This is a genomic window from Hymenobacter sp. UV11, assembly GCF_004684095.1.
In the GTDB taxonomy this organism is placed as follows: domain Bacteria; phylum Bacteroidota; class Bacteroidia; order Cytophagales; family Hymenobacteraceae; genus Hymenobacter.
The window spans coordinates 76201-98880 of the sequence record NZ_SRII01000015.1; the positions used below are offsets into that span (position 1 = coordinate 76201).

A 22680-nucleotide genomic window follows, 5' to 3' on the forward strand; every position below is an offset into this window, starting at 1 on the left:
AAGTGGAAAGCTACGGGTAGTCGGAGATAGTACTTCACCCCTGGGTGGGTATTGGGCCGGATAGGCGTGCGCAAAGTAATCGATACGTTTCAGCCTACCCCCCAATCATGACCGTGGGGCAGCCCGGGCCCATCAGCGTGCCGCCGTGCGCGGTCAGGTCGCCTAAGCGGGCGGCGGGCACCCCGCCAATCAGCACTGTTGCCGACCCCTTGACAATCGTGTCGGGCGGGCCCACGCAGGTAGCTAAATCGCCCACCCGGGCGGCGGGCATGCTGCCAATAAGTACCGTGGGGCAGCCCGGCCCCGTTACGGGGCCACCCACGTGGGGGATGGGTGGCACGCCCGGCGTAAGCATGGGGCACACGTGCATGTCGGTCAGGCGAATGGCGGGAGGCATGGGCAGCTACTATATGAGCTAGCAAATAAAGGCATGTAATGGCCGTTGCCCGCTACGCCAGCGCCCCAAGCTGCGCCAGGCGCTGGCGCACGGCCTGCCGGGCCAGGGCTGTATCGGCCAACCGGAGGCAGGCTTCGCCCACGGCTTGGGTCGAGGCGGGCGGATGGTCAGGGCCCAGCTGCTCGGCCATTGTCAAGGCGCGCTGGTAGGCCTGCTGCGCCGCCTTGGCCGGGCCCGCCCGGCGCAACGCGTCGCCCAGTTGGCGACCGGCTTCTACGCCCAGCGGCTCGGCCGTGAGGTGCTCGGCCAGCGCCATTGCCTGCTGCAGCACGCCCAGCGCTTCGCGGCGCGGCCGAGCGGCGGCTTCCGCTAGCCACAGCTGGATGCGCAGCCGACCAATGGCCCGGCAGCTGGCCTCGTAAACTGCCTCGTCCTGGTGTTGGGCTACCGTGACGTCTTTCTCTGCCCGCGCTAAAGACTGTTGGGCGGCCAGCAGGTGCGCCAGCGCGACGCCGGGCTGCTTGCGGGCCTGGTAGTAGGCCGCCAAACTCTGGCGCACCGTGACCTCGGCCGCCGGGCCGGCCAGGGGACCGCCGGTGAGCTCGGGACACGTACACAAGCAGGTAGCGGCGGCCGTGGCTATGGCTGACTCATCCGCCGCGGCAATAGCCTCGCCAAGTTGGCGAAACTGCCGCTGAAAGCGGCTTTCCGGTTGGTCATCGGTCCCAGCATTGGCGACATAGAGCAATAGGCGGCGCATCGACACATCGGGGGCCACGGTTAATATCTGAGACGGGAACCAACGGGGTAGCTGATTTAGTGGTTGCTGGGCTACGTCTTCCAGCGCGATGAACCGATGCGGGCCCTGCTCAGCTAGCTGTGTCCGCAGCCAGGACGCCGCATCGGGCCGCGTGGGGTCCAGCCAGATAATTTTGACTTGGTCGTCAGGAGCCGTGGGCAGCCGGGTACTGCCCGCTTCGGGCCATATTAGTGCTTGAGGACCGGCGCACTTCCCTAGCAAGTAGTCGCGCAGCAGCGGGCGGTCCGCTTCGCTACTCAGCCAGCGGGCGAGGCGCAGGGTAGGCGCGGCGTAGAAGGCGTCCCAGTGGGCGGCTAGCACCTGCTGCTCGAGCACGATGGGTTGCGGGGCGGGCTGCATCTTAGTTAATCATCACGATGGCGCCCTTCACGACCGTTATGCCGGAGCTTTCCATGCTGGTCTGGGCCTTGCCCGCTACTTTCACCATGGTTCCTTCAGCTTTTAACTCGGCATCGGCCTTGATTTCCACGGCCGCGCCGGCAATGGCCGTCTTGGCCGAGCCCGTGATGGTGACGTTGGTACCGGTAAGCTTGATAGTGGGGGCGTCGAGCGTGATTTCCTGGGTGGCTTTCAGCACGATGCTTTTGCTGGCGGCCAGTGTGATGGTGCCCTGACCACTATCCACTACCAGCGTAATCAGGTTTTTATCATCTACCTGCAGGTGCAGCTCGTGCTTGGTGTCGGTATCCAAGAAGGTGATGGTGGTGCCGCTGTTCACACTGATATGGTGCTCCTTGCTCACGGGCTCGGCCACTGCCACGTTCAGGCCGTGGGGCATGCTGCCGAACACGAACGGCCGCTCGGGGTCGCCGTCCTGAAAGCCCACCATGACCTGGTCCTTTACCTCGGGCACGAACAGAAAACCCCGGTTTTTGGCTTGTTTGGAGTCGAGGCCGAAGTGGGGTGTGAGCACGCGCAGCCAGGGGCTTTTATCGGTCGCGCTCATCCAAAGCAGCCGCACCTGCACCCGGCCCAGCTTCCGGGGGTCCTTGTTATCGGTGACTTCGGCTAACTGAGGCTCGGCCCGGGGCCGGGTCAACGCCCCCCCCATGGGCATGGCCTTCATGGCCGCCGGGATGGCTCGAAACGCGTTGCGATAAGCCTCTTTAGGGTGGATGTGGTGGGTAATTTCCACCACGTTGAAGTCGCCCAGCGCGCCCTCGCCCTCGGGGTTGCTGATGCGCACGGTGGTGCCGATGCTAATGCCCGGCACCTCGGCCTCGCCGGTCACGTAACTGCTGTCGGCCCCGTAGCTATTGCCGCGGTTGACTACGAACTCGCCCACATCGGCGGCGGTCAGGGCCTGGCGGGGGCCGGGCAGCGCGTTTTCGGTGACGGCCGCAAAGAACGTCGCGTTGGCCGGACTCTTCGACGCGGCCTCGGTGCCATCGAGCGGGAAATAGTCGAGTTGGCTCACAAACTTCGGCGCCCCGCGTTTGCCCACCCGCAGCCGGTTCAAGTTCAGGCCGTAGGTTAGCTCCACGGGTGAACTGCCGGGGGTGGCCGTGAAGTGCAGTTTTAGCCCATCGTAGTAGAGCCAGGCGCCGTAGTCGTAGGCCAGCCGGCGCAGGAAGTTCCAGTACGTTTCCTGGTAGCGCACCGCGAAGGGCAGCACGTGCGCGGGGCCGGCCGGCGGGCTCACGTCCTTGGGGCCGGTGTACGCTCCCAGGCACTTGGTTACGATATCGCTGGCGCTCATCTCGGCGTAGGTGCTGACGCCCGGCACGCTGTCCAGCTCGTAGGGGCGGCCGTAGCCGCGCAGCACCGCCGCCGGCGCCCGCAGGTTACGCTGCACTAGCTCCGCCTCTGCCACGATGCCGTTGAATTCAAACGGGGTGCCCTTGCCGTCATCTTCCGCCACGGTTACGCGCAGGGGCTTGCCCACCAGGGCGGTGCAGTCGGCGACCTGCTTGGCTAAAAATATTAAGTCAAATTCGTGGTAGGTGTGTAGCGACTGGCTGATGGTCAGGCCCTCAAAGTCGGCAATGGCCTTGCCTTCAATCGCGATGGTCGTTTTTTTAGTGAAGCTGGAGGAGGCCATTGGTTGGGGCGTTGGAGGGGGATATTACACCTGCGGTAGCATGGTGCTGGGTGGCACGCTTAGCCACTCGTGAGGCTGCGAAACAGGCCGGTACGGATTCTACTTAGGTAACACCGCGTTTCGTGCTTTTCGGAAAATGGCTTTACAGCAACCTGGCAGGAATTTGCTAAAGAGCTTGCAGCTTGCCTGAGGTTGCTAAGCTAATCTGCACACCATCAGCTTCTCTATGTATGTACTAAAAAAACTTATTTGTATTACAATCTTACATATTTTGATTAAAACTCCGTACCTTTCCAGTGCCTTCTGTAAACTGCTATGCGTCAGTCTGCCAGTCGTTCTGCTTCCATTGCCGCCAGCCGGGGCAGCGCGGCTCGTTCCGGCCATGATAGCGTGGCCAGCGTCTTGCAGGCGCGGCTCGACCAGAGCCTCCGTCAGGTGAGCCAATTCCGGCAAGCGGCGCAGTTGCAGGCAGCGGTAGTGCAACGCAAGGGGGGCCTACCTGACAAGCTGCACGCCGCGATGGAAAAGATGTCCGGCCTTTCGCTCGATGGTGTGCGAGTACACTATAACTCCCGCAAGCCGGTGCAAGTAAACGCCCACGTCTACGCCCAGGGCACCGACATCTACCTGGAACCCGGCCAGGAGCGGCGCTTGGCGCATGAAGCCTGGCACGTGGTACAGCAAAAGCAGGGCCGGGTGCGGCCCACCCTGCAGGTAAACGCATGTCTATGAACGACGACCGCAGCCTAGAGCGCGAAGCCGACCTCTTGGGCATGCGAGCCAGCCGTTAACCCCACCCCGTATCGGGCCCACTTTCTACCCTAGCTCACCCATGCCTCCGATGAAAAAGCAAATGTCGCCCGTTCCTACTGCCCGCGCCGTCGCGCTGTCACAGTCGGCCAGCCGGTATGCGGCGGGGTCTGCTTCTGCCTGGCAAAACATTGTCGGCAACAGCGCCCGCTTGGCCGATGCCAACCGCCCCGGCCGTGCGCCCCTGGCTCACGGGCAGGCAACCCCGCCCGATGATATCCACGGTCGTCTCACTGCCCCCATCTTGGCCCTTGGGCAGCAGCCCGAGCCACAAGGAACCATACAGCAAGTAGGCTGGCGCCAAGTAGAGCAGGCGGTCAGCGTGAGCACCAAACGCAAGTATAATTTCCTCGGCATCGAGTTTGGGCCGAAAATTTCTGTTTTTGGGACTGAGATAGTAAATCTGCCTGTTTACCAGGAAACCGACCGAAACAAGTGTTATTACGCTGCTGTGAAGCAAGATGACGTTGCGCAGATTAAGCATGAAGGTTTTAAGGCTGAATTTGGCGACACTGATAAGGTGATAGCCTTAAAGACAGTCAAGCAATTCAATTCGCATGGGAACATTTTCTTCTTTAATAGTGAGACAAACGCTCGAGATTATGCACGAAATATAATTGATGGAAAATCTGCAATTGTAGAGTTTGTAATGCCCGAATATCACGATTTTATTCCTTTCTCAGACACTGAATACAAGTTTGCTAAAAGTATCAGCCAAATAGAGCTATGCACAACACAAACAATTCCCGCTATGCATATCAAACATATAAAGAAGATTAACATATAAATAATTTATTTTACTTATAAAGAAAGGCATTTTATGGATTAAGATTTTAATCTTCAAGTTTTTTAACAACTATATAGTATATCCAAATGTCTAAACCAGTAAGAAACAGCGCACGAATAGCCGATATGGAAATGGCTGCAGCTGTAGCAGACCGTCCTAATAGAATAGGTAGGGGCCAGCCACCTGAAAGGTTTGTTCCAGGTGCAGCAGATACAACAAGCTTGGTATATGATGCGACTCTTGGCAAACAGGTACTGCATTGTCCTGCAACTTGCTGTCTCAGTATTGTAAGGGGATTTGTCTATCGCGGCACGAGAAACTTGGATTTTGCTGCTCTTGGAGCTGCTCCTGCAGGACAAGTTTGGCATCATCACCATGATTATGACCATACAACTAATAAGGGTTCAATGTATCTTATTCGGGTTGAACATCATCTGGCAGGACATCATGGAGGCGTTTACCAATGGAAACAAAGTCATCCTGGTATGGATTACGTTTAAAACCTAAAGACATGAAGCCGAAAATTAAAAATATATATGCTCTAATTAATTCGTCTCAAGTAATTGCGGTTGAAAATAATTTAGGTATAACTTTGCCGGTAGATTATAAGCATTTCTTGATTGAAACAAACGGAGGGGAACCGTTGTATCATCTCGTAAAAACAATTAGTGGTGGAGAAGAGGCAGTAGGATGGTTTTTGGGCATACATGGCGCATCTGGCAGTCTGCTTTCTATATATCAACAGTATTCACGACACCTTCCAAAAGGAGCTTTGCCTATTGCTGTTGACCCTTTCGGAAATTTATTTTGCATTGCTACTGATAAGTTTAATTATGGAAAGATATTCTTCTGGCAGCATGAGAGCACACCTCAGACACATCTTTCAATAAAAGATTCTAATTGCGTTTTAGTAGCTCCTGATTTTGAATACTTCGTTAATTCATTCATTGAGAATTAGTTTGATATGCTAATTTATTGGCATAAACGACAGCCATATGAATAAGGTTAGTGTGCTTAAATTTCAAGCTAAAGTCGGAAAATCCGTTTCAAAACAATTAACGATAAATAACTTAGCCATCATCACTTCCGTTTGTCTGTTTCCTTTTCTATCTCCTCTAACGTCTTGCCATCCTTATAAAACTCTTTTTTTAATCCCGTTAAAATATCATCTTGCCGAATAGCTCGTTTATTCTGCGCTGATAATAATACACAGAACCGCAGCACGTTAATGATGGCCCCGCCCGCGATGCTGTATTTCTCAGCTAATACATCAAGATTCACATCTTTTGCTAATTCATAAGGCCCGTTAAAGGCTTGCTTCCATAACCGGGCGCGGCGGGTAGCATTAGGAGCTGGGAAATGGATGATAGACTGAAACCGACGGGCAAAGGCGGCGTCGATGTTATCTTTTAAGTTGGTGGCTAGAATGATGACACCAGGGAAATCCTCGATGCGCTGGAGCAGGTAGGCTACTTCCTGGTTGGCGTAGCGGTCGTTGGAGGAGTTGGTTTCGGAGCGCTTACCAAATAAGGCGTCAGCCTCGTCGAAGAAGAGTATCCAGCGGCGGTTCTGGGCCATGTCGAACACCCGGCCCAGGTTCTTTTCCGTCTCGCCGATGTACTTCGATATCACCATCGAGAGGTCAATCTTGTACACGTCGAGGCCGGTGGAGTGGCCCAGCAAGCCGGCCGTGAGAGATTTGCCCGTGCCAGGCGGGCCGTAGAATAGGGCGCGGTAGCCGGGCTTGAGGTACTTTTTGAGGTGGGCATCGCCCAGGATAGTATCGCCGTGTTCAATCCAGGCCTTTATTTCCATGATTTCGTTCATAATCTGGAAATCCACCACCAGGTCGTCCCACTGCATGGTGGTACGCACCAAGCTGGCCGGGAAGTCGGGGCTAAAGTTGGGCTTGCTCTGCTCGCCGGTGGTGAGGTAAGCCACATAGTCGGGCGTGAGGGCCAGTGGGCCGCTGAGGGCAGGCTCTTCGGCCTCGGCCACGCCTAGCTGCAGAATGTTGCGCCGGAACAGGGCCGAATCGTGTAGCAGGTGGGTCTGGAGGTTAATGCGCCGGGGCAGGTACTCGCCGGCTAGCAGGAACAGGGCCGTTTCGCCGGTGGGCAGAAAGCCGCCGTGGTTCTTGCCTTTCACGCCCCCAAATTCAGTAAAGCCCCGGTCGTAGGCGGTGTTGCGCACGAAAAAACAGTCCAGCAGTTGTGGCCGCACGTGGGGCACCAACGCCAGTATCATTACCAGTCGGTCGGTCGGGTTCAAGTTGTGTTCGCGCACCAGTTGGGCGTAGGGGGAGGTATCCGCGCTCAGGTCGGGTAGGGGCACGGCCTCGATGGTCTCATAGTCGCAATTCGTCTGGAAGTATAACTTGAGACGGGTATCTATGATAAGCTCCAGCCAGGTCAGTTCGGTGTGAATTGTTTGGCTGCAAGCCTGGATAGCCGACGTTTGGTTTGGCAAAAGAGTAAGTGCATGCATAGCAAGGAGCCACAGGGTTTACCACTGTTGAGGATAGTAGTGAGCAGTAAAGTGAATAAGCTTTATCGGACGTATCTTCTTAATCAAGAAGGCCCCCAGTAGCATTGCTAATGAGGGCCTTTTTGTTAGCTAAGAGGTTATAGGCAATTTAATGATAGCTTCCGCTCTCGCAGCAAAAAACCAATTATTGGAGACCAGTAATTCACTGTTTGCGCAAGCTTAGCTAGCCTCTAGCTCTTAGTAGGCCATTTGTTGTCAAGTTTGGCTTTCCCCACGGTTATCGTTTCGGCCGATATGTTGAACGAGCATGAAAACTCACTGCCCCCCGTCATGTCAAAGGCTTCCTGGTAGCTGGTAATGTAAGCGTTCGTAAACTCGATGGTCCGGTAAATACCTTCATTTTGGGCGGTGGTAATATCAATTTTACCGCTGGCAATGGGCTTATTTTGCGCGTTAATCATGGCCTCAACCAACTTTGATTCGGCCGTCGTAAGGGCCGAGAGCGCGATGCTGCCTCCGTAAACCATGGAAGATGGCCGGCCGTCGGAACCCGTGTCGCGCTGAAATGAAACGCTGCACGAAGTGACTTGATAAGGCCCCCCGTCAGGGCCAGTTAGGACAGCTTGAAATTTTTCCTGTGCCATGAGCTAATTTTTGAATAAGGTGGGTGAAGGGAATCTCTAGGGAAGATGACTATTAAGCTTCGCTGTAATCAGAAGCCCAAGCGGGATTTTCCACATCATCCCCCTTGCGCCCATCCAGCCGAATCACAAAGCTCTTGGCGGGGAAATAAGGCGTGAGCCGGATATCGAGGTAAATCTGGTCCTTGATTTTGTCGTCGCGCTCGAAGCGCACAATCTTAAACTTCTCAATCAACTTATTAGGGCCTTTGATGCTGTCCAGAAAATTTACAATCTGTCCCCGCAAATCTGCTTCAATCTGCGAGTTCCAGTTTTCGAAAGCGCGGCGGTTGAGAAAATCAAATAGCACTTTCACCACGTAGTCAAACACGCGCACTACCGAGTAGGTCTTCAGCCCGAGGTTATCGCCGTTGAAAAGTGTTTTACCGGAGAAGGCCATTACCTGGCCGTATTCACTCACCATGGGCACCAGTCCCAAGCGTTCCAGCGTAGACAGCTCGCTTTTCAGCAGTGGATACCGCGTAGCGTCGACTTCATTGAGCATGCCGTGCTTCTTGCCCGCCGTCACTTGCGACATCGTCGTGTAATAGATTTTGCCAGCCAGCGCCGCTGACGGTGGCACGAACAAGTCCTGCGCTTCCACGCTCTGCGTGTCGTCGACTTCCACGCCTAGCGCGTTGTTTTTCTTGCCCACCACGATTTGCGTTTTGCCCCGGCCCACCAACCAGTTGCAAGTCATAATGACGTTGGAGCGAAACAGATCGCCGCCCGTCAGGTTAGACGTGGCAAATAGCTCAGCGGTATCCTCCCCGCTCTCCTGGTTATCGAAATCGGTCAGCAGCATCACCTTGTTAGTGTGCGCCATTTTGGCCCATTTGCTCAGCACGGAATTTTTGCCCAGGTAGCCCGGCATCACCAGCAGCGAGTAGTTCTCGCGCAAATCCAGGCGGTCGTATTTCTGCTTGAACTCAGCCGCGATAGCGTCGAATACCAGTGGATTATCAAGGTCCGCGAGCTGCTCGATGGAGGCATTCAGCACCGTAACGTTCGGCACCTTGTCTAGCTCCGTGTTTTTATAAAAGAGTGACATCGCCCGGTAGTTTGCTTCCAGCGGGTTCGACTTTTCCATGGCGGCGGCCAAGTTGTCGCGGTAGAGGTTGTTTTCACCCTGCGCCTTCTGCTCGTACTCAGTTTGCAGCTCTTCTACCGTTTTATCCGATTCGAGCAGCGCAATCCAAGTAGCTAGCCGCTGGGCCAGCATTTTCTTGTCGGCTAGTTTGCCTTCTGTCTGAAAAATCTTTTTACGGGCCTCCCGCTCGGGGCTGATATTGCGGATATCGTCGATAACGCGCTCCACGAAGGAGTACCCCCCGTAGCGCTTGAGTTCCTTCAAGGTTTTGACGGCTTGCACCTGCTCGGCGGGTTCGGCAGTGGCCGCGCCAGCACCGGTGGCAGATGAGGTGGCTGCGCCGGCTGCGGCGCCCTTTCGAGGCTCGGCCGCGTTGTTATCGGGTAGCTGGTCGTTGGACTCAGGACTTGTCTGAGGGCTGGGCATGATGGCAGATGAGCTAGGCTAAGTTTGAAAGGATTACCAGATAGATTCTCGATTTGCTACTCAGCCACTTGGTCCTGAGTAATGGTGAGCTGCAACTCCGCGTGCAGCGCTCGGAGTAAGACCAGCATCTCTGCCTTGGCCTTGGTATCTCCCAAGACTTTCTGCAGGGTTTTGTCCGTTTTCAGCTGCACCTCGATTTTTTTGTATTCCTCCCGGTTCACCGACATCCGGCCCAGAAAGTCACTGTTCTTAGCCAGGGTAACGGCTTGAAAGTCGCCCAGATTGGCAAACTTCAATACCTCCGTCGTGGTGCTCTCATCGGCGGCCGTGAATTTCACTTCCACGCTAGGCTGGAACCGCTTAAATACATCATCCACTGTTTTGAGCCCGTACACCAATTCTGGGGTGTCGGCTGGCTCAGCTGTTAGTCCCAGCGCCAGCAGGGAGCGATTGTTCGGAATAAGACTGATTCCTTCGGATGCCTCAGGCGGAATTTCATTGCCGCCAATTTCGAACTCGAACATAACGTGAAGTGGATGAGAGGATGAACGCTTAAATGTGCGGGCAATAATAACTGTTGTAAGGCTATAAAAATAAGAGACTTGCCCATTTTATCTTGTTATTACAATATTTACTGAAAAATTCTTTATAAAACAATAGTATAGTGTCGGGTGCTGTCTAAATAGCCACTCTGCCTCTACTGGTATGGGTAGGTATACTTGCATTATTATTTCAGTGATCCTTCATCTGCCGTGTACCGCATTGCGTTGACACGGAACTTGAAGCTGAATTTCGAAGATATTCTGCGTGTGGTAGCCAAGCGCAGAATACTGGCGCACAGCATTGTGCTAAGCGACGTGGCAGCTGATTTCGAGCTTAGATTCAGCTAGACTAGGAAAGCTGCCTCCATAGTGTATTTCCACTTTGAAGTGACTCGAAAATGATTCCACGTGGACGTTATCGTAGTCGTTGATATGCCTGTTTATGCTTAGTAGCGCGTCGTATTGGGTAACAGTAATTCCGTGTACACTTTCCGGCCCCATTTGTATGAAACCAGACAGATAGTGTTCTGCAGAGAAAGGAATGTAACCGTTGCAGAAGGGTGAATGACATGCCCCCTTTTGCTATAAACTCCATGAATCCCTCTGTAAATTATTGATTACTATTAGAATTTAGTCCAATAAAGGCCCCATCACTAACATAGAAGCCAGCAGTATTTACATCAAAAGCTCAGCGATTAGCTGAGCTTTTGATGTAAATACTGCTGGCTTCTATGTTAAAGCGAGTCGACGAGCTTCGTCTAGCTACTATACTATGGGTCGTTGAAGTCGTGTGCAAGATACAGCTATTCTAGGGCTAATGCTACCACTGCCTGCTATAAACTATGCTGGCCCCTCAGCCTCCCCTCAGCTGCCGCCCCTCAGCCACAATCAGCCTCACCACGGCCCTAACTCAGGCGGCCACTTCCTACCCGCCCCCGACCTGTGCTAGCTTCTCTGTGGCTCTGTATCGAGCGCGCCCTTGCCTCTGCTACCCGACCGACTAGCCGACTACTTCACCGACTAGCTTGCAGAAAATTCCTTTCTGCCGCTACCGGATTCCGCGCCCACCTACCGATTAGCTTTTAGAATTTTCTCTTTACCGCCGGTCCTGCATTGCGCGCTTCCTGGTGCCGGCTCTCCCTTGCAACTGGTGCTGCTCTTGTGCCGGACTACGCCAGCTGCTACCGAGTCGGGCCTACACTTTCTGCCGGCCCTCCCTCCTCAGCTGCCACCTGAACTTGGGGCATCTTAGCTGTTGTGGCCCGTGACTTTTCCTGGCCGCTACGAGTTTCCCAGGCCCGGATGAGCTGCTCCTACCCCGGCCGCTTTCGCTTCCGTGGCTGCTCTTTTTTTTCGGCAGCTCCTCGGATTCTGTTCCGTGGCTGCTCTCAGATTTTGGGACAAGCTACTCCAGGTATCCCGGCAACTTCTGTCGCGCCCGGTTCTTTTTTTTCAGCGGTTCCTCCCTCTGCGCGCGCTCTCCCTCGCCGGTAAAAATAACGCGGACCCTTCCTGGTTTTGCTCGCAGCAACTTCTCCCCTGGCCGTCGATTTCTCTCAGCCACCCGTGAAAAATTATCACCCCCAGCCGCGAAAAATCCTGGCCACCTGCTGCAAAATCCGCCAGCTATCCCCCTTCTTTTTCGCCAGCCACCTCCGCCTCCTCACTACTCTTTTTTACGCCGACCCTTTAGAAAATCCGCCTGCCCTTCCGCAAATTTTCTCCTGGCCCACGCTTCCTTTTTTCAGCCATCATCGCCTCCACGCTGCTGCCCGATTCGACACTCCCCCTTGCTTTTTCCTCCGCCTCTCCCCGGAAAAGTATCTGGGCCTTCCACAAGTTTTCCTCCATCCCCCCACAAGTTTTCTTTGGGCCTGCTCTTACAATCGGCTGCTCTTTTTTCCGCCGGCCTCCTCGGAAACTCATCCGGGCCTTGCGCTCTTTTCCACCAACTCGCCTCCCCTTCACCCCACTTTTTATTCTCGCCTGGCTACTCTTTTTGGTGCTCAACCCCCGCAACTTTCCCTACTGCTCGCTTCTCTTTCCTATCCGCACTCCCGCTACTTTATCTCCGGTGCTTCTTTAGCCACTGCTGAAATTTTGGCTCCCGACTTCTAAAATTCTGCGCCTCCTGCTTCTCCTTTTTGCAAACCTCCAGTGCACGCAACCTACTGACCGAACCGCTCCCCCTGGCCCGCCAAATTCGCCGGCCGCTCCCTTCACCTCGGCAGATTTTTTTAGCCGCCGGCCGCTCCTTTTCTCCCGCCCTGCTCGATTTCTTAGCTGGCCTCTCCTCACTTTTCGCTGCGGCCTACCCCCTACCTGAATCCCATCGTGCACTAAAAATTCCACGTGCCCCTCCCCTGTTTTTTCCTCCGTGCCTTCCCCAGCTCCGCCAATCCTGCCTACAATTCCTCGCCCCACTCCTCTACGCCGCTCTCCACTTTTCTTCTCTGGACTACGATTTTCTTTTCGCCGCTCCACTGCTTTTCTCGCCTATCTTCCTCGTATTTCTTTCCACCTCTCCCGATGTTTTCCGTGCTCCTCTCCGCGGGTGGCCTTTCTATTTTCGACTGCCGCCCTTCCAAAACTTAGTAGTCACCCCTCCCGATTTTTTCCGCGCTTCCCTCTCGCCGGCCCTCCCCCAGTCCTGTGATTTTAGACTCGGGCCGTTGCCGGCTGCCGCTGGACTTTCTCCGTTCGTGCGGCTGCTTCTATTTTCGATGGCGCCAACTTTCCCCCGGCCCTGAGCCCATACCCCCCCCGAAAATTTCTGCGCATTCGCTTATTTTTTTCTGCGACTCGCCCGCCCTGATTAGAAAACTTCCCGCGGCATCTTGTCAACTTTTCCCCGGCGCTCTGCTCCTTTCTCGTCCCGGTTCCCCTTGCTTGCCCCCACAAATTTTAGTCACCTGGTCCCCGACTACTTCCCTGGCCGCTGTTTTTTTTTAATCGAACCGCCGCGCCACTTTCCAAAGCTCATCCCGGCCCAGTCTTATTTTCTACCCCGGTGTTCCCTACTGCTCGCTCCTGTTTCTTGTCCGCCCTGCCGCTGCTTTTCCCTGAGGCTTCTCCAGTAGCTGCTGAAATTTCGGCTACCGACTTCGAAAATTCGGCGCCTTCTACTTTCCTCTTTTAGCCATCCAGGGCGCGCAACCTACTGCCCGAACCCCTCCCCCGGGCCCGCTAAATTCGCCGGCCTTTCCCTTCACCTCAGCAGAGTTGTTTAGCTGCTGGCCGCTGTTTTTCTTCCGCCCTGCTCCAGTTCTTAGCTGGCTCCTCCCCACTTTTCGCTACGGCCTACCCCCTACCTGCCGCCCCTCGGGCGCTCAAAATTCCGCGTGACCCGCGCCTGTTTTTTCTTCCGTGCCTCCCCCCCCCAGCTCAGCCAACTTTCCCTGCGTTTCCTCGCCCTCCTCCCCTCCGCTGCGCTCACCTTTTTCTTCCGCGGCTCCGGTTTTCTTTCCGCCTCTGCCCGGCTTTTCGCTCCTCCCTCCCGCGTCTTTCCGCCCCAGCGCACCCCGTCTCCCCCCAGTGCCGGCCGCTGGCCGCTGCTCTTTTCGCCTCTGCCGCGCCCAAAATACAGTGGCCGATTCGCCGATCTGCTCCCCCCAGTCTGCCCGGCGCTGCGGCGCCGTTCGCGCCGCCCCACTCCCCACCTGCTTGCCAGGTTTCTGCGCTGGTGCGGCGGATTTTCTGCTCGCTGGCGCCGGCTGCTCCCCCTGGGTCTGCGCCGGTTTCTGGCCGAAGATTCTGGCCCGGGCGCGGTGGATTGCGGCTGATTTGCCCTGCTGGTGCCGCGGATCCTACGCGCGACTTCCTGGCCACCGGGCGAAAAATTTCCCGGGCCGCCCCCCTCTTTTTCAGCAGCTCGCCTTCCTCGCGGCTACCCCGGCCAGGCACCGACTCGATTTTTCTCTCGCTCGGCCCACTCCTTTTTTACCGCCGCTCCCTACCTTTTCTTGGCTCGACTCTGCGCGGCGCGCGCTACCAACCAGGCCCGGCCTGCTGGCTTATTTGCTGGCCCTGCCGCCAAGCCGCCCGGTACTTTTTACGCTACTCCGGCCGCTGGTTGTTGGCCGCGCTCCTGCTTTTTTCCTGGCGCTACCGGCGGCTATCCGCCCCGCCCGCTCGTTCCCCGTTGCCTGGCCCGCTGGCGGCGCCGCGCAGCCCTGGCGCCCGCGCTCCCCCGGCCCCTGGTCTTCGTTCAGGCCGCCTTCCCGTTTTTCACCTGCCTCCCGGCTGAGTGGCGGCATTGGCTGGCGGGGTTCCGCTGGACTACCCCGGCAGCGCCCGGCCAGCTGGCGAGCTCCCCAAGGAGCCCCAGGCGCTAAAAAATCCCTGCCGCTCCCGCCCCTTGACCCAGAGCCCGCGTGCTTTCTGTCCCGGCTGGCTTGCTTTTTTTCCCCAGGCCGTTTCTCCCCCCGCAACTGCTTCCGGACTCCCCCGGCTCGCCGCCCGCTCAGGTTCCAGCGGCCCGCTCCCTGTGCTACCCCCGCCCCTTCCGTAGCCGTAGCTACCCGGCTACCCGGCTCCGGCGGCAACTACCTGGTCCCCTCGCGGCCGCGTCCCGCTCCTTACTTGTTCAGGCGCCGGCCCGTTGCCCCTCCCCCTCTCCGCGGTGCCCCCCCGCCTAGTGCGCGGCTAAACCAGCCCGGAGCCGGGCCCCACTGCTGAGCGGGACGGGCGGGGCGCTCAGGGCGACGATGCAGCTACCCTCCTCGCCCCCGGCGGGCTTGACCGGCGGCCCTCTCCCGGCGGCGTACCCGGGGGGCACGCCTGCGCAACCGGCTCCCGGCCTTTCGCCGCCGGGCCCCGCGCCCCGACCAGCCGCCGATCCGCTTGCCCGGCTTTTGCCGCGCCGTGCTTTGCGGGAAACCCAGCGAGTGCGCCGGCCCTGGCGACCGTGGCTGCCCGCCCTGCGCGCCGGCGGTGGACTGTTCTGCAGTAGAGTGGCGGGGTGGGGCGCTGCGGCTGGCCCCGGTTCAACCGGCAAACTCCTGGGGGGGCATCCCCCGGTTGGCGCTCGCTTTGCCCCGCCCCCCCGGTAGCCTTCCCGCCCACGCCTACCTTCGCCGCCGCAGACCCCCACCCGCTGCCCCGGCTTGCCGACTTCGCTGCTATGCGCACCCCGCCTCCCGTCCCCGGCCCCGCGGCCGCCCGCAAACAGGCCCTGCAGGCGCAGGTGTTGGCCACCCTGCAGGGCCGGCGCCTGGCCGGCATCGCCCTGACCATGGGCCTGGGCAAAACCCTGATCGGCCTGCGCGACATGGCTCAGCTGCTCGCTGCCGGGCCCCTCTCCCAGCCGGGGGCCGCCGGCACGCCCTTCCTGGTAGCGGCCCCCACTCAGGCCATCCTCGATTCCTGGCCCCAGGAGGCGCACAAGTTTGGCCTGGCCCACCTGCTCGACCAGATTACGTTCACCACCTACCGCTCGCTGGCCAAGACGCTGGCGGCCGGCTCGTTTCACAAGCTCTACCTCGACGAGTGCCACGCCCTGAAGGACTCGCACGAGCCGGGCCTGAAAGCCCACGCGGCCAGCAAGGGGAGCATCCTGGGGCTAACGGGCACCCCGCCCGCGCAGGCGCATTCCGAGAAGGGTCGGCTGGTGGCCACCTACTGCCCCATCGTGGTGGACTACACCACCGACGAGGCCGTGCTGGCGGGCCTGCTCAACGACTACCGCCTGGTGGTGCACCGCCTGCCGCTGCGCACTGCACGTGACTACGTGTTCACCACCAAGGCCGGCAGCCAGTTCACGACCAGCGAGCGGGAGCACTACGCCTACTGGAGCAAACGCCTGGCCAACGCCTCCCAGGATCCGCTGCCGGTCGAGACGCTACGCATCCTGCGCATGCAGGCCCTGATGAGCTACCCCGGCAAAGGCCATTACATGCGCTGGCTGGCCGACCAGCAGACGGAGAAGGTCTTGCTCTTCACTTGTAATCAGCAGCAGGCCGAAGCACAAGCCACCCACACCTATCACTCCAAGAACAAGCATAGTCAAGCCAATCTGGCCCTGTTCAACGCGGGCGACATCCAGCGTCTGGCCTGCGTGGCCCAGCTCTCGGAGGGCGTCAGCATTGCTAACCTGCGGGTGGGTATCATCTGGCACGCCTTCGGCAACGAGCGCAAGGCGGCTCAGCGCATCGGCCGGCTGCTGCGCCTCAATCTCGACCAAACGGCCACGGTGCACCTGCTCGCCTACCAGGACACGGTCGATGAGCACTGGGTGGCCCAGGCCCTGGAGTCCTTCGACCCCGCCAAAATTAGCTACGTCGATGCCACAGACTACGACCTGCTCATTGCCCCATAGACGTAGCAGGAGTGTACAGGGAAAACACCCAACTCGTAAGTTAAACAGACTGCATGTTAGCGGAGGCACTAATATATCGAAAGGAACTAGCGAAAACGAGTACTAAAGCCCTCGCTTCATCCATATGCTGAATGTATTACTAAGCAGAACATTAAAGACTAAAGTCTAGAAAGTGTGCGTCTGAGTCTGGGGGCCCCCTCTCTGCTTACCAACACCCCATGGATAGTACGGGCCCTGGCCCATTCATCTCCAAATAGCGAGCAATTACCCAGCCTACTTTAACCGGATGCACAGGGCATCCGGCTCGAATACCGCGTTGTATTTACGCCGTTTTTCAACTCTTGCCAAGTTGGTAAGCGACTTTCAAAATACACAAGCAACAAAGCGTTATACGTACCATAATTATAATACTTACAGGCCGTGTGATAAGTATGCGAAGCGCCCCACTGCCTATGAAGCTTACTATACGTATGGTGCATACAACATTAAGTTCTGAATAAGCGATTTGTATCGTAGGCGTGATACTTAAGTCTTTACTAAATAGCATTACACAGATTATCAATATGTTGTGCGAGCAAATTTTTTTGAATTTTTGCAAAATTTGCTGTTAGAAAACACTCGTATTTGCTGTGTGATGCATACGTCATCCGTATCGAACTTATAATAAGTTTGATACGTACCATATTTCTCATACTTTTAATAAGGATAAAAAATATGGTACGTATGTCCTACATTTGGTCCAGCAACAGTATTCTTATCTTCTATGCATATCATCACGTTTGCCAACCGCAAGGGCGGCGTGGGCAAAACCACTTCTGCCCTTGCCATTGCCCACCGGCTGGCGCAGCTTGGATACCAGACCTTGCTGATAGATGCCGACCCCCAAGGCAATGCCAGTTCCACCATTGCGGAGTTGCCGGCCGTGCCGGGGTCGCTAGCGGCCGCCCTGGACACTGGGGGCGGCCTGCGCTCACAGCTCAACAGCGCCGCGCCTAACCTATACTGCATTACGGCGGGCGAAGACCTTACGAGGCAAGAAAAGCTGCTGGGACAGGAAATGGACTACGGGTGGTTTTTTCGCAATATTCTGCAGGACCTTGCCGCCGCGCTGGCCGGCAGTCCGGGTCCCGCGGCCGGGCTGCCGGCCTTGCCCGCCCAGCTTGATTTTGTGCTTATCGATACCTCGCCCTACCTGGGCACGCTGGCTGTGTCGGCGATGGTGGCCAGCGAGGCGGTGTTTATTCCGTTGCAGCCCAATTTTTTTAACAGCGAGGGGCTAACCAAAGTAGTGGAGATGGTCGGGGTTATCCGCCGCAATTTCAACCCAAACCTGCGCATCGGGGGCATCTTTTTTACGAAGTATGCCCGCACGTACCGCAAGGCGCTGCACCACCAATACGCCCGCGCGCTCGAAGCTGACCCGGTGCTCGGCAAGCTGGTGATGCAGCAGACTATCCGGGAAAACGTGGCGCTGGACGAATCGCAGGCCGGCCAGCAGGCTATCTACGACTGGGCACCCAGCTCCAACGGGGCCACCGACTACCGAGCGCTTACGGACGAATTTCTAACCCGCCTCCACATACCCGATGCCACCTAAGAAAATGCCCCCAGTGCGGCTGGCTTCGCCCGCGGCCAGCCACGACGATATTCTGCATCCCTCCGTAGTGCGGGCGCATGCTCCCGTGCAACCTGCGCCACAGAATGCTGATGCCAGTACAATACGTACCGAAAGTATCGTAAGTATCGTACGTATAGAAGAGATAAGCGTTGAGGAGAAGCCACTGCGTATTCCGTTTACCAACAACTTGCCGCCCAACGTATTCCGCGAATGGTTTACGTATGCGTACATGGCCCGACTGCCGCTGCAGGAGGTACTGGAACGTGCGCTAGTGGCCTACCTGCAGGATAAAGAGCAGGCGCGCGAGCCTCTGCCCCTGGAACAGGAAGCTATTTTGGCGGCCAAGGAGGAAGCCGAACTTAGCCGTCGCCAGAAACGCCGCACCAAGTAGCCCAGCCGAGCCAGAGTAGGGGAGGGGTTGCTGGGGGAAAAACTACGCAGGTTACCTAGTTGCACCCGGTTGCCTATCTGACTATCTAGGTAGTGAGTGACGCGCATGGGCATTGAGCGGCCCTATTACCTCGTTTGCCGCACGCTGGAGCACTGCTGTAGGACGGGTGCCATTTGGCTGCTGATGGTGGTTTATTGGGCCGGTTTTGACGTAATTGCTTGGGATGGGTGAAAACGAACGGCTGTGCCCCGTTTGTGTAGCTGGTTGGGAGGTGTCTGAACGTCCGGCGCAGTATGGTAGGGTAAGCAGTAGCAGGGGGACCAGCACTCACGGGAGTAGCTGTGACTTAATGGCGAGAAGATATCGGCGGTAGGGAGGCTGCGAAAAAGGAGGGGTGAAAAAAGCAAAACTCATGTACATACACGAATCGGTCACCTTGCGCAGCTTTCTCCTGCGCCGTCCGGGCTGTTTGCTTGTGGTTGATCTCCTAAATGCCTTTAAAAGAAAGAAAAAAATTCGATTCGCCTTGTTTTGAAAATTTTTAAAGATTCTTTAAATGTTCTTTATTCTTTAGGGGCTCATAACGTATTGATTAATAGTTTTTTGTGGAGGTTGAACCGGAAAATCGGCCGTTGTGAACCGGAAAATCGGCCGTTCAAACCGGAAAATCGGCCGTTGTGAACCGGAAGATTGGCCGTTCAAACCGGAAGATCGGCCGTTCAAACCGGAAGACATGCGTACCTTTTCCGGTATCAACGGCCAATCTTCCGGTTTACCCCATGAACGGACCCCTAAACGGACTGCAAACCAAGCTTCACGAGGTTGCCTTTTTGAGCAATACCTTCGTACGCTCTCCCTTGGCACTCAGTAATGTAGAGGCCCGCATTTTTGCCCTGGCCCTGGGCTGCCTGCATCAGAAACAGGATACGCTGTCGTTCCGCATTCATTTCAATGACATCACGCGGGGCGGCAACACGGGGGGCAAGCAGTATACAGAACTTGCTGCTGCTCAGACGCGCCTGACTCAGCCCATCATCAATACGTCGCTTAAAAATGGTAAGAAGCGTCGCGACGCGATTTCGTTGTTCAACATCCTCAGCCTCGATGAGGGTACCAACCTGATAACTGGGGAGTTTAATCCCCGACTGAAGGAGCACCTGCTGGACTTGACAGGAAAATTTACGACCGTGGAGTTGGAGTCGTTGCTCACGCTCAAAAACGCGCATAGCCAGCGGCTGTTCTGGATTATGCGCAGCTACCACAACCAGACTTGGGAGGAGCCGCTGCCTTTTGACACGCTGCGGGAGTGGCTTTTTGGCGAAAACTCGGATCAATATACCGACTGGACTGACTTTAACCGGTACGTGCTTAAGCCCGCGATTGAGGAGTTTCGGGTCATCGGCTGGGAGGTAGCCGTGACCTTGCAGCGGCGTGGCCGGCGAGTGGAGGCGCTGGTGTTCAAGATGACCAGCACCCAGGAGCCGCTACTGCCAGTGGTGAAGGCTAAGAAGGTGTTGACCCTGACGGAGATTGAGGAGTTTCGCCGGATGCTGGAGGCGACCTACCGGGAGTTACCAGCGCTATATGACCGGCTGCGGCTTGATTTTGAGCTTAAGGAATACCAGGCACGCGAAGTGTTGCAGAACGTTAAGGATTTGACTGCCTATCAGGCCGTTACCAAAGTTCTACACGACGTGCGGCTTGCCTTGGCCAGCCGCAAGCCGATTAAGTCGTTGCCTGCTTATACGCTCAGCCAGCTTAAAGCTGTGCTCCCCGTATACCAGTTGTTAGGGGCCGCGCTCAGTACCCCACCTAAAAGCGCGGTCTCGCGGGCAGTTGCAGCCACTTCACAGGCGCAGATTCGGGAAGCGCAGGAGCGTCTGAAGTTTGTGCAGGAAGAAGCGCCGACTAATTTGTTTTCTGAGCAAGAAAAAGCGTCACGTACTGCTACTATTGAAGCTGAAATTGCGGTACTAACCCAAGGGCTTGTCAGTTAATGCAAGGTCCTGTAAAAGGGAGATTGGTTGAGCGAAAAGTTGCGTTCAGGATAGCAGTCCTAATTAAAAACTAAGTATAAAATTTGCGTTTGATGCGTTGGGTTCTATAAGATAACAGGCAACTTAGTAAAAAAAAGTATTACGCCTATTATTAGCATTTATACCATTATAAACTACTTAACAATCAGTAAGTTAAGGCAGCTGTTTTACATAAAAAACGTTCTCGGACAGCTGTTTTTCATAGCCATTTAGCCAACACTGTATTACTGATTTTCTCGCTTCGAAAAAACGAAGCCGTACAGGTAGTTGCCTTGTAGCGTTGTGGTAGGTAGTAGCGCAAAAGTGAAATCAGTGCTTTGCTTCTCTCTCACCAATACGCCTGCTAAGCGGACAAACTCCATAGTGCCACTCTTGGCTAAATTTTGGTGCGAAATCGCAAAGCCCTGCAAGCTAAATGCCTGCACTCGGCCATATTCTTTATCGATAGCTGTAAAAAGAGACTTCGCTTTTTGCCACTCTTGGGCAGAAGTTGCCAAGAGGCTACCTTTTGCTACAACGTGCGCATAGTCACCTGTGCGCATATAGTTTAACAAGTTATCCGCCTGGAGCATCGCTCGTTCGGCTTTCGCTAAATCTTGGATGGGGAACTCGTACGTATCGTTCGACGCTGTTTCCGCTATGGTGATTCGGATGAAGGAATAGCGTGTTTTCTCTTCAGGGGAAAGGGCGTGGTAAAACAGATAGGCACAATTCGAGGCGGGCAACTGCAACGAAGCGAAGTACTGCTTCATTTTAGGCGCGACCCCGCTGAGCTTCAATTCATAAAAACGCCCTTGTAACTCATCCGCTGTGGAGGCTACCACCCCACTAGAATAAACCACCTTTCCCCCATAGAAGGAGAGGACAGCATCGATGCCGGTTGACTCGGTAGTAGAAGTGCAGCTAGAAAAACTGAGCGCTAGCAGTAGCAAAGCGAAAAGACTCCGCATAGAGGGAAGGCAAATAGGTAGGCTAGCTTGAGCTACAGCATCATAGCAGACCCAAAAGTAGTCTCGAAGCAAGGGCCCCTTAATCCCCTTAATAATACTTGGCCTGCTTTAAAAGAACAGGCAAGGTGGCCGAAAAGCCGCTCTCGCAAAAGCCAGTTTGCTGAGCTTGATTGAGGTGAAAGAGCTTTGTCACATTTTTTAAACGAACCCCCAGAAAGCGTGACAAGCGAAAGCCTTAGCCCCGGCAGACAGGTGGGCATCATTGGCTACACGCCTAGTCGTTAGTCCGCTGGGGTAAACCAGCGTTGGAAACGCCACTGCACGCGCGTTAGGAGCGAGGGCTTGCGCACGTAAAAAGCTTGTACCTCCCGGGCATCGAGTACAAGCTGCGCATTCTGCTCTACCACGCCCGTGGGGGTAAGGGGAAGCGGGACGTGCTGGGTCACAAAGCCCAGGGCACTGAAGCCCAGCCGTACGGTGTCGGCCCGCTCAGCGATGGGCACTGTCAGGGCGTAGTGCCCTTGCATATCGGTCGATGTACCCAGGGTAGAGCCCAGCAGCAATACGGTAACGCCGGGCACGGGCTCCGGTTTACCCGTTTGGGCTGAGACCATCGTGACCGTACCCCGCAGGTGGATTGCCGCAGGACCGGGGGTTGCCGGGCTCAGCGTTTGGGCCGGCGCGGGCACCGCCGCAAGGGCCAGCGCCAAGGCAGTGGCCGCCGCCAGGGGCGCACAGGCCCTGGGTGGAACGTGTCCCCAGTGGGCTAACTGCGCGTCGGAGTAGAGGCCACACAAGCGATTGCCATGAGCGGCTTGGGTTTGCACAATCTGCGGCCAGGACAGGGCCGAAAAGTCGTAAATCTCGCGTTCACATTGTCCGCAGAGCCGGCCCCTGGCGGTGGGCGGCATCGCGAGCCAGTTCTGGTCACAGAGTTGGGGTTTGGGAAGCATCGACAGGGGAAAAGAGCAGTGTGAACGTACGAACAGCCGGGCCCAAGCAGGCTACCCTTTCTCAAAGATGCCAGGCACGTCGGAACTGCACATTGGGGCTACTGTAGTCACCTAATTTTCGACAGGATAAGGCAGCGCCATAGGACTAGGAGCGAAGCGGCCTTATCAGGTCCCGTCCCGTTTGCTTGCCGCTTCTACGAGCCAGTTGGTCACCACGGGAGACGAAAAGACATTTTAACAACGACCGTTTAAGTAATGTCTTTTTGCTTAATTTCGCCTGAAACTACCCCTTTTTACCCCCGTGCCCGCCTACTTCGCCTACTACCGCGTCTCTAC

General features: G+C 56.2%; 18 protein-coding genes. 9 read left to right on the forward strand and 9 right to left on the reverse strand.

The genetic code is table 11. The annotated features are described in order from the left end of the window. Nucleotides 1–94: 94 nt before the first annotated feature. The 3 genes from E4631_RS22285 to E4631_RS22295 are packed head-to-tail and all read right to left on the reverse strand — an operon-like array spanning nucleotide 95 to nucleotide 3258. Entirely contained in the window at nucleotides 95–397 is a 303-nt protein-coding gene (locus tag E4631_RS22285) for a PAAR domain-containing protein (protein WP_133657229.1), read from the reverse strand. Between the two features lie 52 nt (nucleotides 398–449). Then, the gene (locus E4631_RS22290) at nucleotides 450–1556 is read right to left on the reverse strand and encodes a hypothetical protein (RefSeq protein ID WP_133657230.1); all 1107 of its coding nucleotides are present in this window, start codon (nucleotides 1554–1556) and stop codon (nucleotides 450–452) included. Between the two features lies 1 nt (nucleotide 1557). Beyond that, complete coding sequence (locus tag E4631_RS22295; protein ID WP_133657231.1) at nucleotides 1558–3258, reverse strand: type VI secretion system Vgr family protein; 1701 nt, start codon at nucleotides 3256–3258, stop codon at nucleotides 1558–1560. Between the two features lie 315 nt (nucleotides 3259–3573). On the opposite strand from E4631_RS22295, the gene E4631_RS22300 reads away from it, so the two are divergent. The 4 genes from E4631_RS22300 (at nucleotide 3574) to E4631_RS22315 (ending at nucleotide 5813) form a co-directional block, all read left to right on the forward strand. Continuing rightward, entirely contained in the window at nucleotides 3574–3990 is a 417-nt protein-coding gene (locus E4631_RS22300; protein ID WP_205704295.1) for a DUF4157 domain-containing protein, read from the forward strand. A gap of 109 nt (nucleotides 3991–4099) precedes the next feature. After that, nucleotides 4100–4855 carry a hypothetical protein gene (locus E4631_RS22305; RefSeq protein WP_133657232.1) on the forward strand — a complete coding sequence of 252 codons (756 nt, stop codon included), beginning with the start codon at nucleotides 4100–4102 and terminating at the stop codon, nucleotides 4853–4855. 86 nt (nucleotides 4856–4941) lie between these two features. Then, nucleotides 4942–5355, forward strand: coding sequence for an HNH endonuclease (locus E4631_RS22310; protein WP_133657233.1), 414 nt, complete (start codon nucleotides 4942–4944; stop codon nucleotides 5353–5355). Between the two features lie 11 nt (nucleotides 5356–5366). Continuing rightward, complete coding sequence (locus tag E4631_RS22315; RefSeq protein ID WP_166648052.1) at nucleotides 5367–5813, forward strand: SMI1/KNR4 family protein; 447 nt, start codon at nucleotides 5367–5369, stop codon at nucleotides 5811–5813. A gap of 122 nt (nucleotides 5814–5935) precedes the next feature. Here the strand turns inward: E4631_RS22315 and E4631_RS22320 are convergent, their stop codons facing one another. The 4 genes from E4631_RS22320 to E4631_RS22335 all read right to left on the reverse strand — a co-directional run bounded on the left by E4631_RS22320 (nucleotide 5936) and on the right by E4631_RS22335 (nucleotide 10062). Then, a complete protein-coding gene (locus E4631_RS22320; RefSeq protein ID WP_133657235.1) occupies nucleotides 5936–7342 on the reverse strand; it encodes an ATP-binding protein in 1407 nt (468 codons plus the stop codon). A 230-nt stretch (nucleotides 7343–7572) separates the two neighbouring features. Further along, nucleotides 7573–7986 (reverse strand): type VI secretion system tube protein TssD, encoded by a 414-nt coding sequence (tssD, locus tag E4631_RS22325; RefSeq protein WP_133657236.1) that lies wholly within the window; start codon nucleotides 7984–7986, stop codon nucleotides 7573–7575. Nucleotides 7987–8038: 52 nt separating this feature from the next. Further along, nucleotides 8039–9538: a type VI secretion system contractile sheath protein TssC gene (locus tag E4631_RS22330; RefSeq protein ID WP_166648053.1), complete on the reverse strand. Its 1500-nt coding sequence runs from the start codon at nucleotides 9536–9538 to the stop codon at nucleotides 8039–8041. Between the two features lie 56 nt (nucleotides 9539–9594). Beyond that, the gene (locus E4631_RS22335) at nucleotides 9595–10062 is read right to left on the reverse strand and encodes a hypothetical protein (protein ID WP_133657237.1); all 468 of its coding nucleotides are present in this window, start codon (nucleotides 10060–10062) and stop codon (nucleotides 9595–9597) included. 1584 nt (nucleotides 10063–11646) lie between these two features. On the opposite strand from E4631_RS22335, the gene E4631_RS22340 reads away from it, so the two are divergent. The 5 genes from E4631_RS22340 to E4631_RS22360 all read left to right on the forward strand — a co-directional run bounded on the left by E4631_RS22340 (nucleotide 11647) and on the right by E4631_RS22360 (nucleotide 20402). After that, nucleotides 11647–12198 carry a hypothetical protein gene (locus E4631_RS22340; RefSeq protein WP_133657238.1) on the forward strand — a complete coding sequence of 184 codons (552 nt, stop codon included), beginning with the start codon at nucleotides 11647–11649 and terminating at the stop codon, nucleotides 12196–12198. A 3004-nt stretch (nucleotides 12199–15202) separates the two neighbouring features. Beyond that, nucleotides 15203–16396, forward strand: a complete 1194-nt coding sequence (locus E4631_RS22345) for a DEAD/DEAH box helicase (protein WP_133657239.1) — start codon at nucleotides 15203–15205, stop codon at nucleotides 16394–16396. Nucleotides 16397–17159: 763 nt separating this feature from the next. Beyond that, entirely contained in the window at nucleotides 17160–17993 is an 834-nt protein-coding gene (locus E4631_RS22350) for a ParA family protein (RefSeq protein WP_133657240.1), read from the forward strand. Further along, nucleotides 17983–18405 (forward strand): hypothetical protein, encoded by a 423-nt coding sequence (locus E4631_RS22355; protein WP_133657241.1) that lies wholly within the window; start codon nucleotides 17983–17985, stop codon nucleotides 18403–18405. The genes E4631_RS22350 and E4631_RS22355 overlap by 11 nt, the downstream gene beginning before the upstream one ends. Nucleotides 18406–19082: 677 nt before the next feature. Then, complete coding sequence (locus tag E4631_RS22360; RefSeq protein WP_133657242.1) at nucleotides 19083–20402, forward strand: replication initiation protein; 1320 nt, start codon at nucleotides 19083–19085, stop codon at nucleotides 20400–20402. 263 nt (nucleotides 20403–20665) lie between these two features. Here E4631_RS22360 and E4631_RS22365 read toward each other — a convergent pair whose 3' ends face one another. Both E4631_RS22365 and E4631_RS22370 read right to left on the reverse strand, forming a co-directional pair. Beyond that, nucleotides 20666–21391 carry a hypothetical protein gene (locus tag E4631_RS22365; RefSeq protein WP_133657243.1) on the reverse strand — a complete coding sequence of 242 codons (726 nt, stop codon included), beginning with the start codon at nucleotides 21389–21391 and terminating at the stop codon, nucleotides 20666–20668. Nucleotides 21392–21672: 281 nt separating this feature from the next. After that, nucleotides 21673–22344, reverse strand: coding sequence for a carboxypeptidase-like regulatory domain-containing protein (locus E4631_RS22370; RefSeq protein WP_133657244.1), 672 nt, complete (start codon nucleotides 22342–22344; stop codon nucleotides 21673–21675). Nucleotides 22345–22680 lie beyond the last annotated feature (336 nt).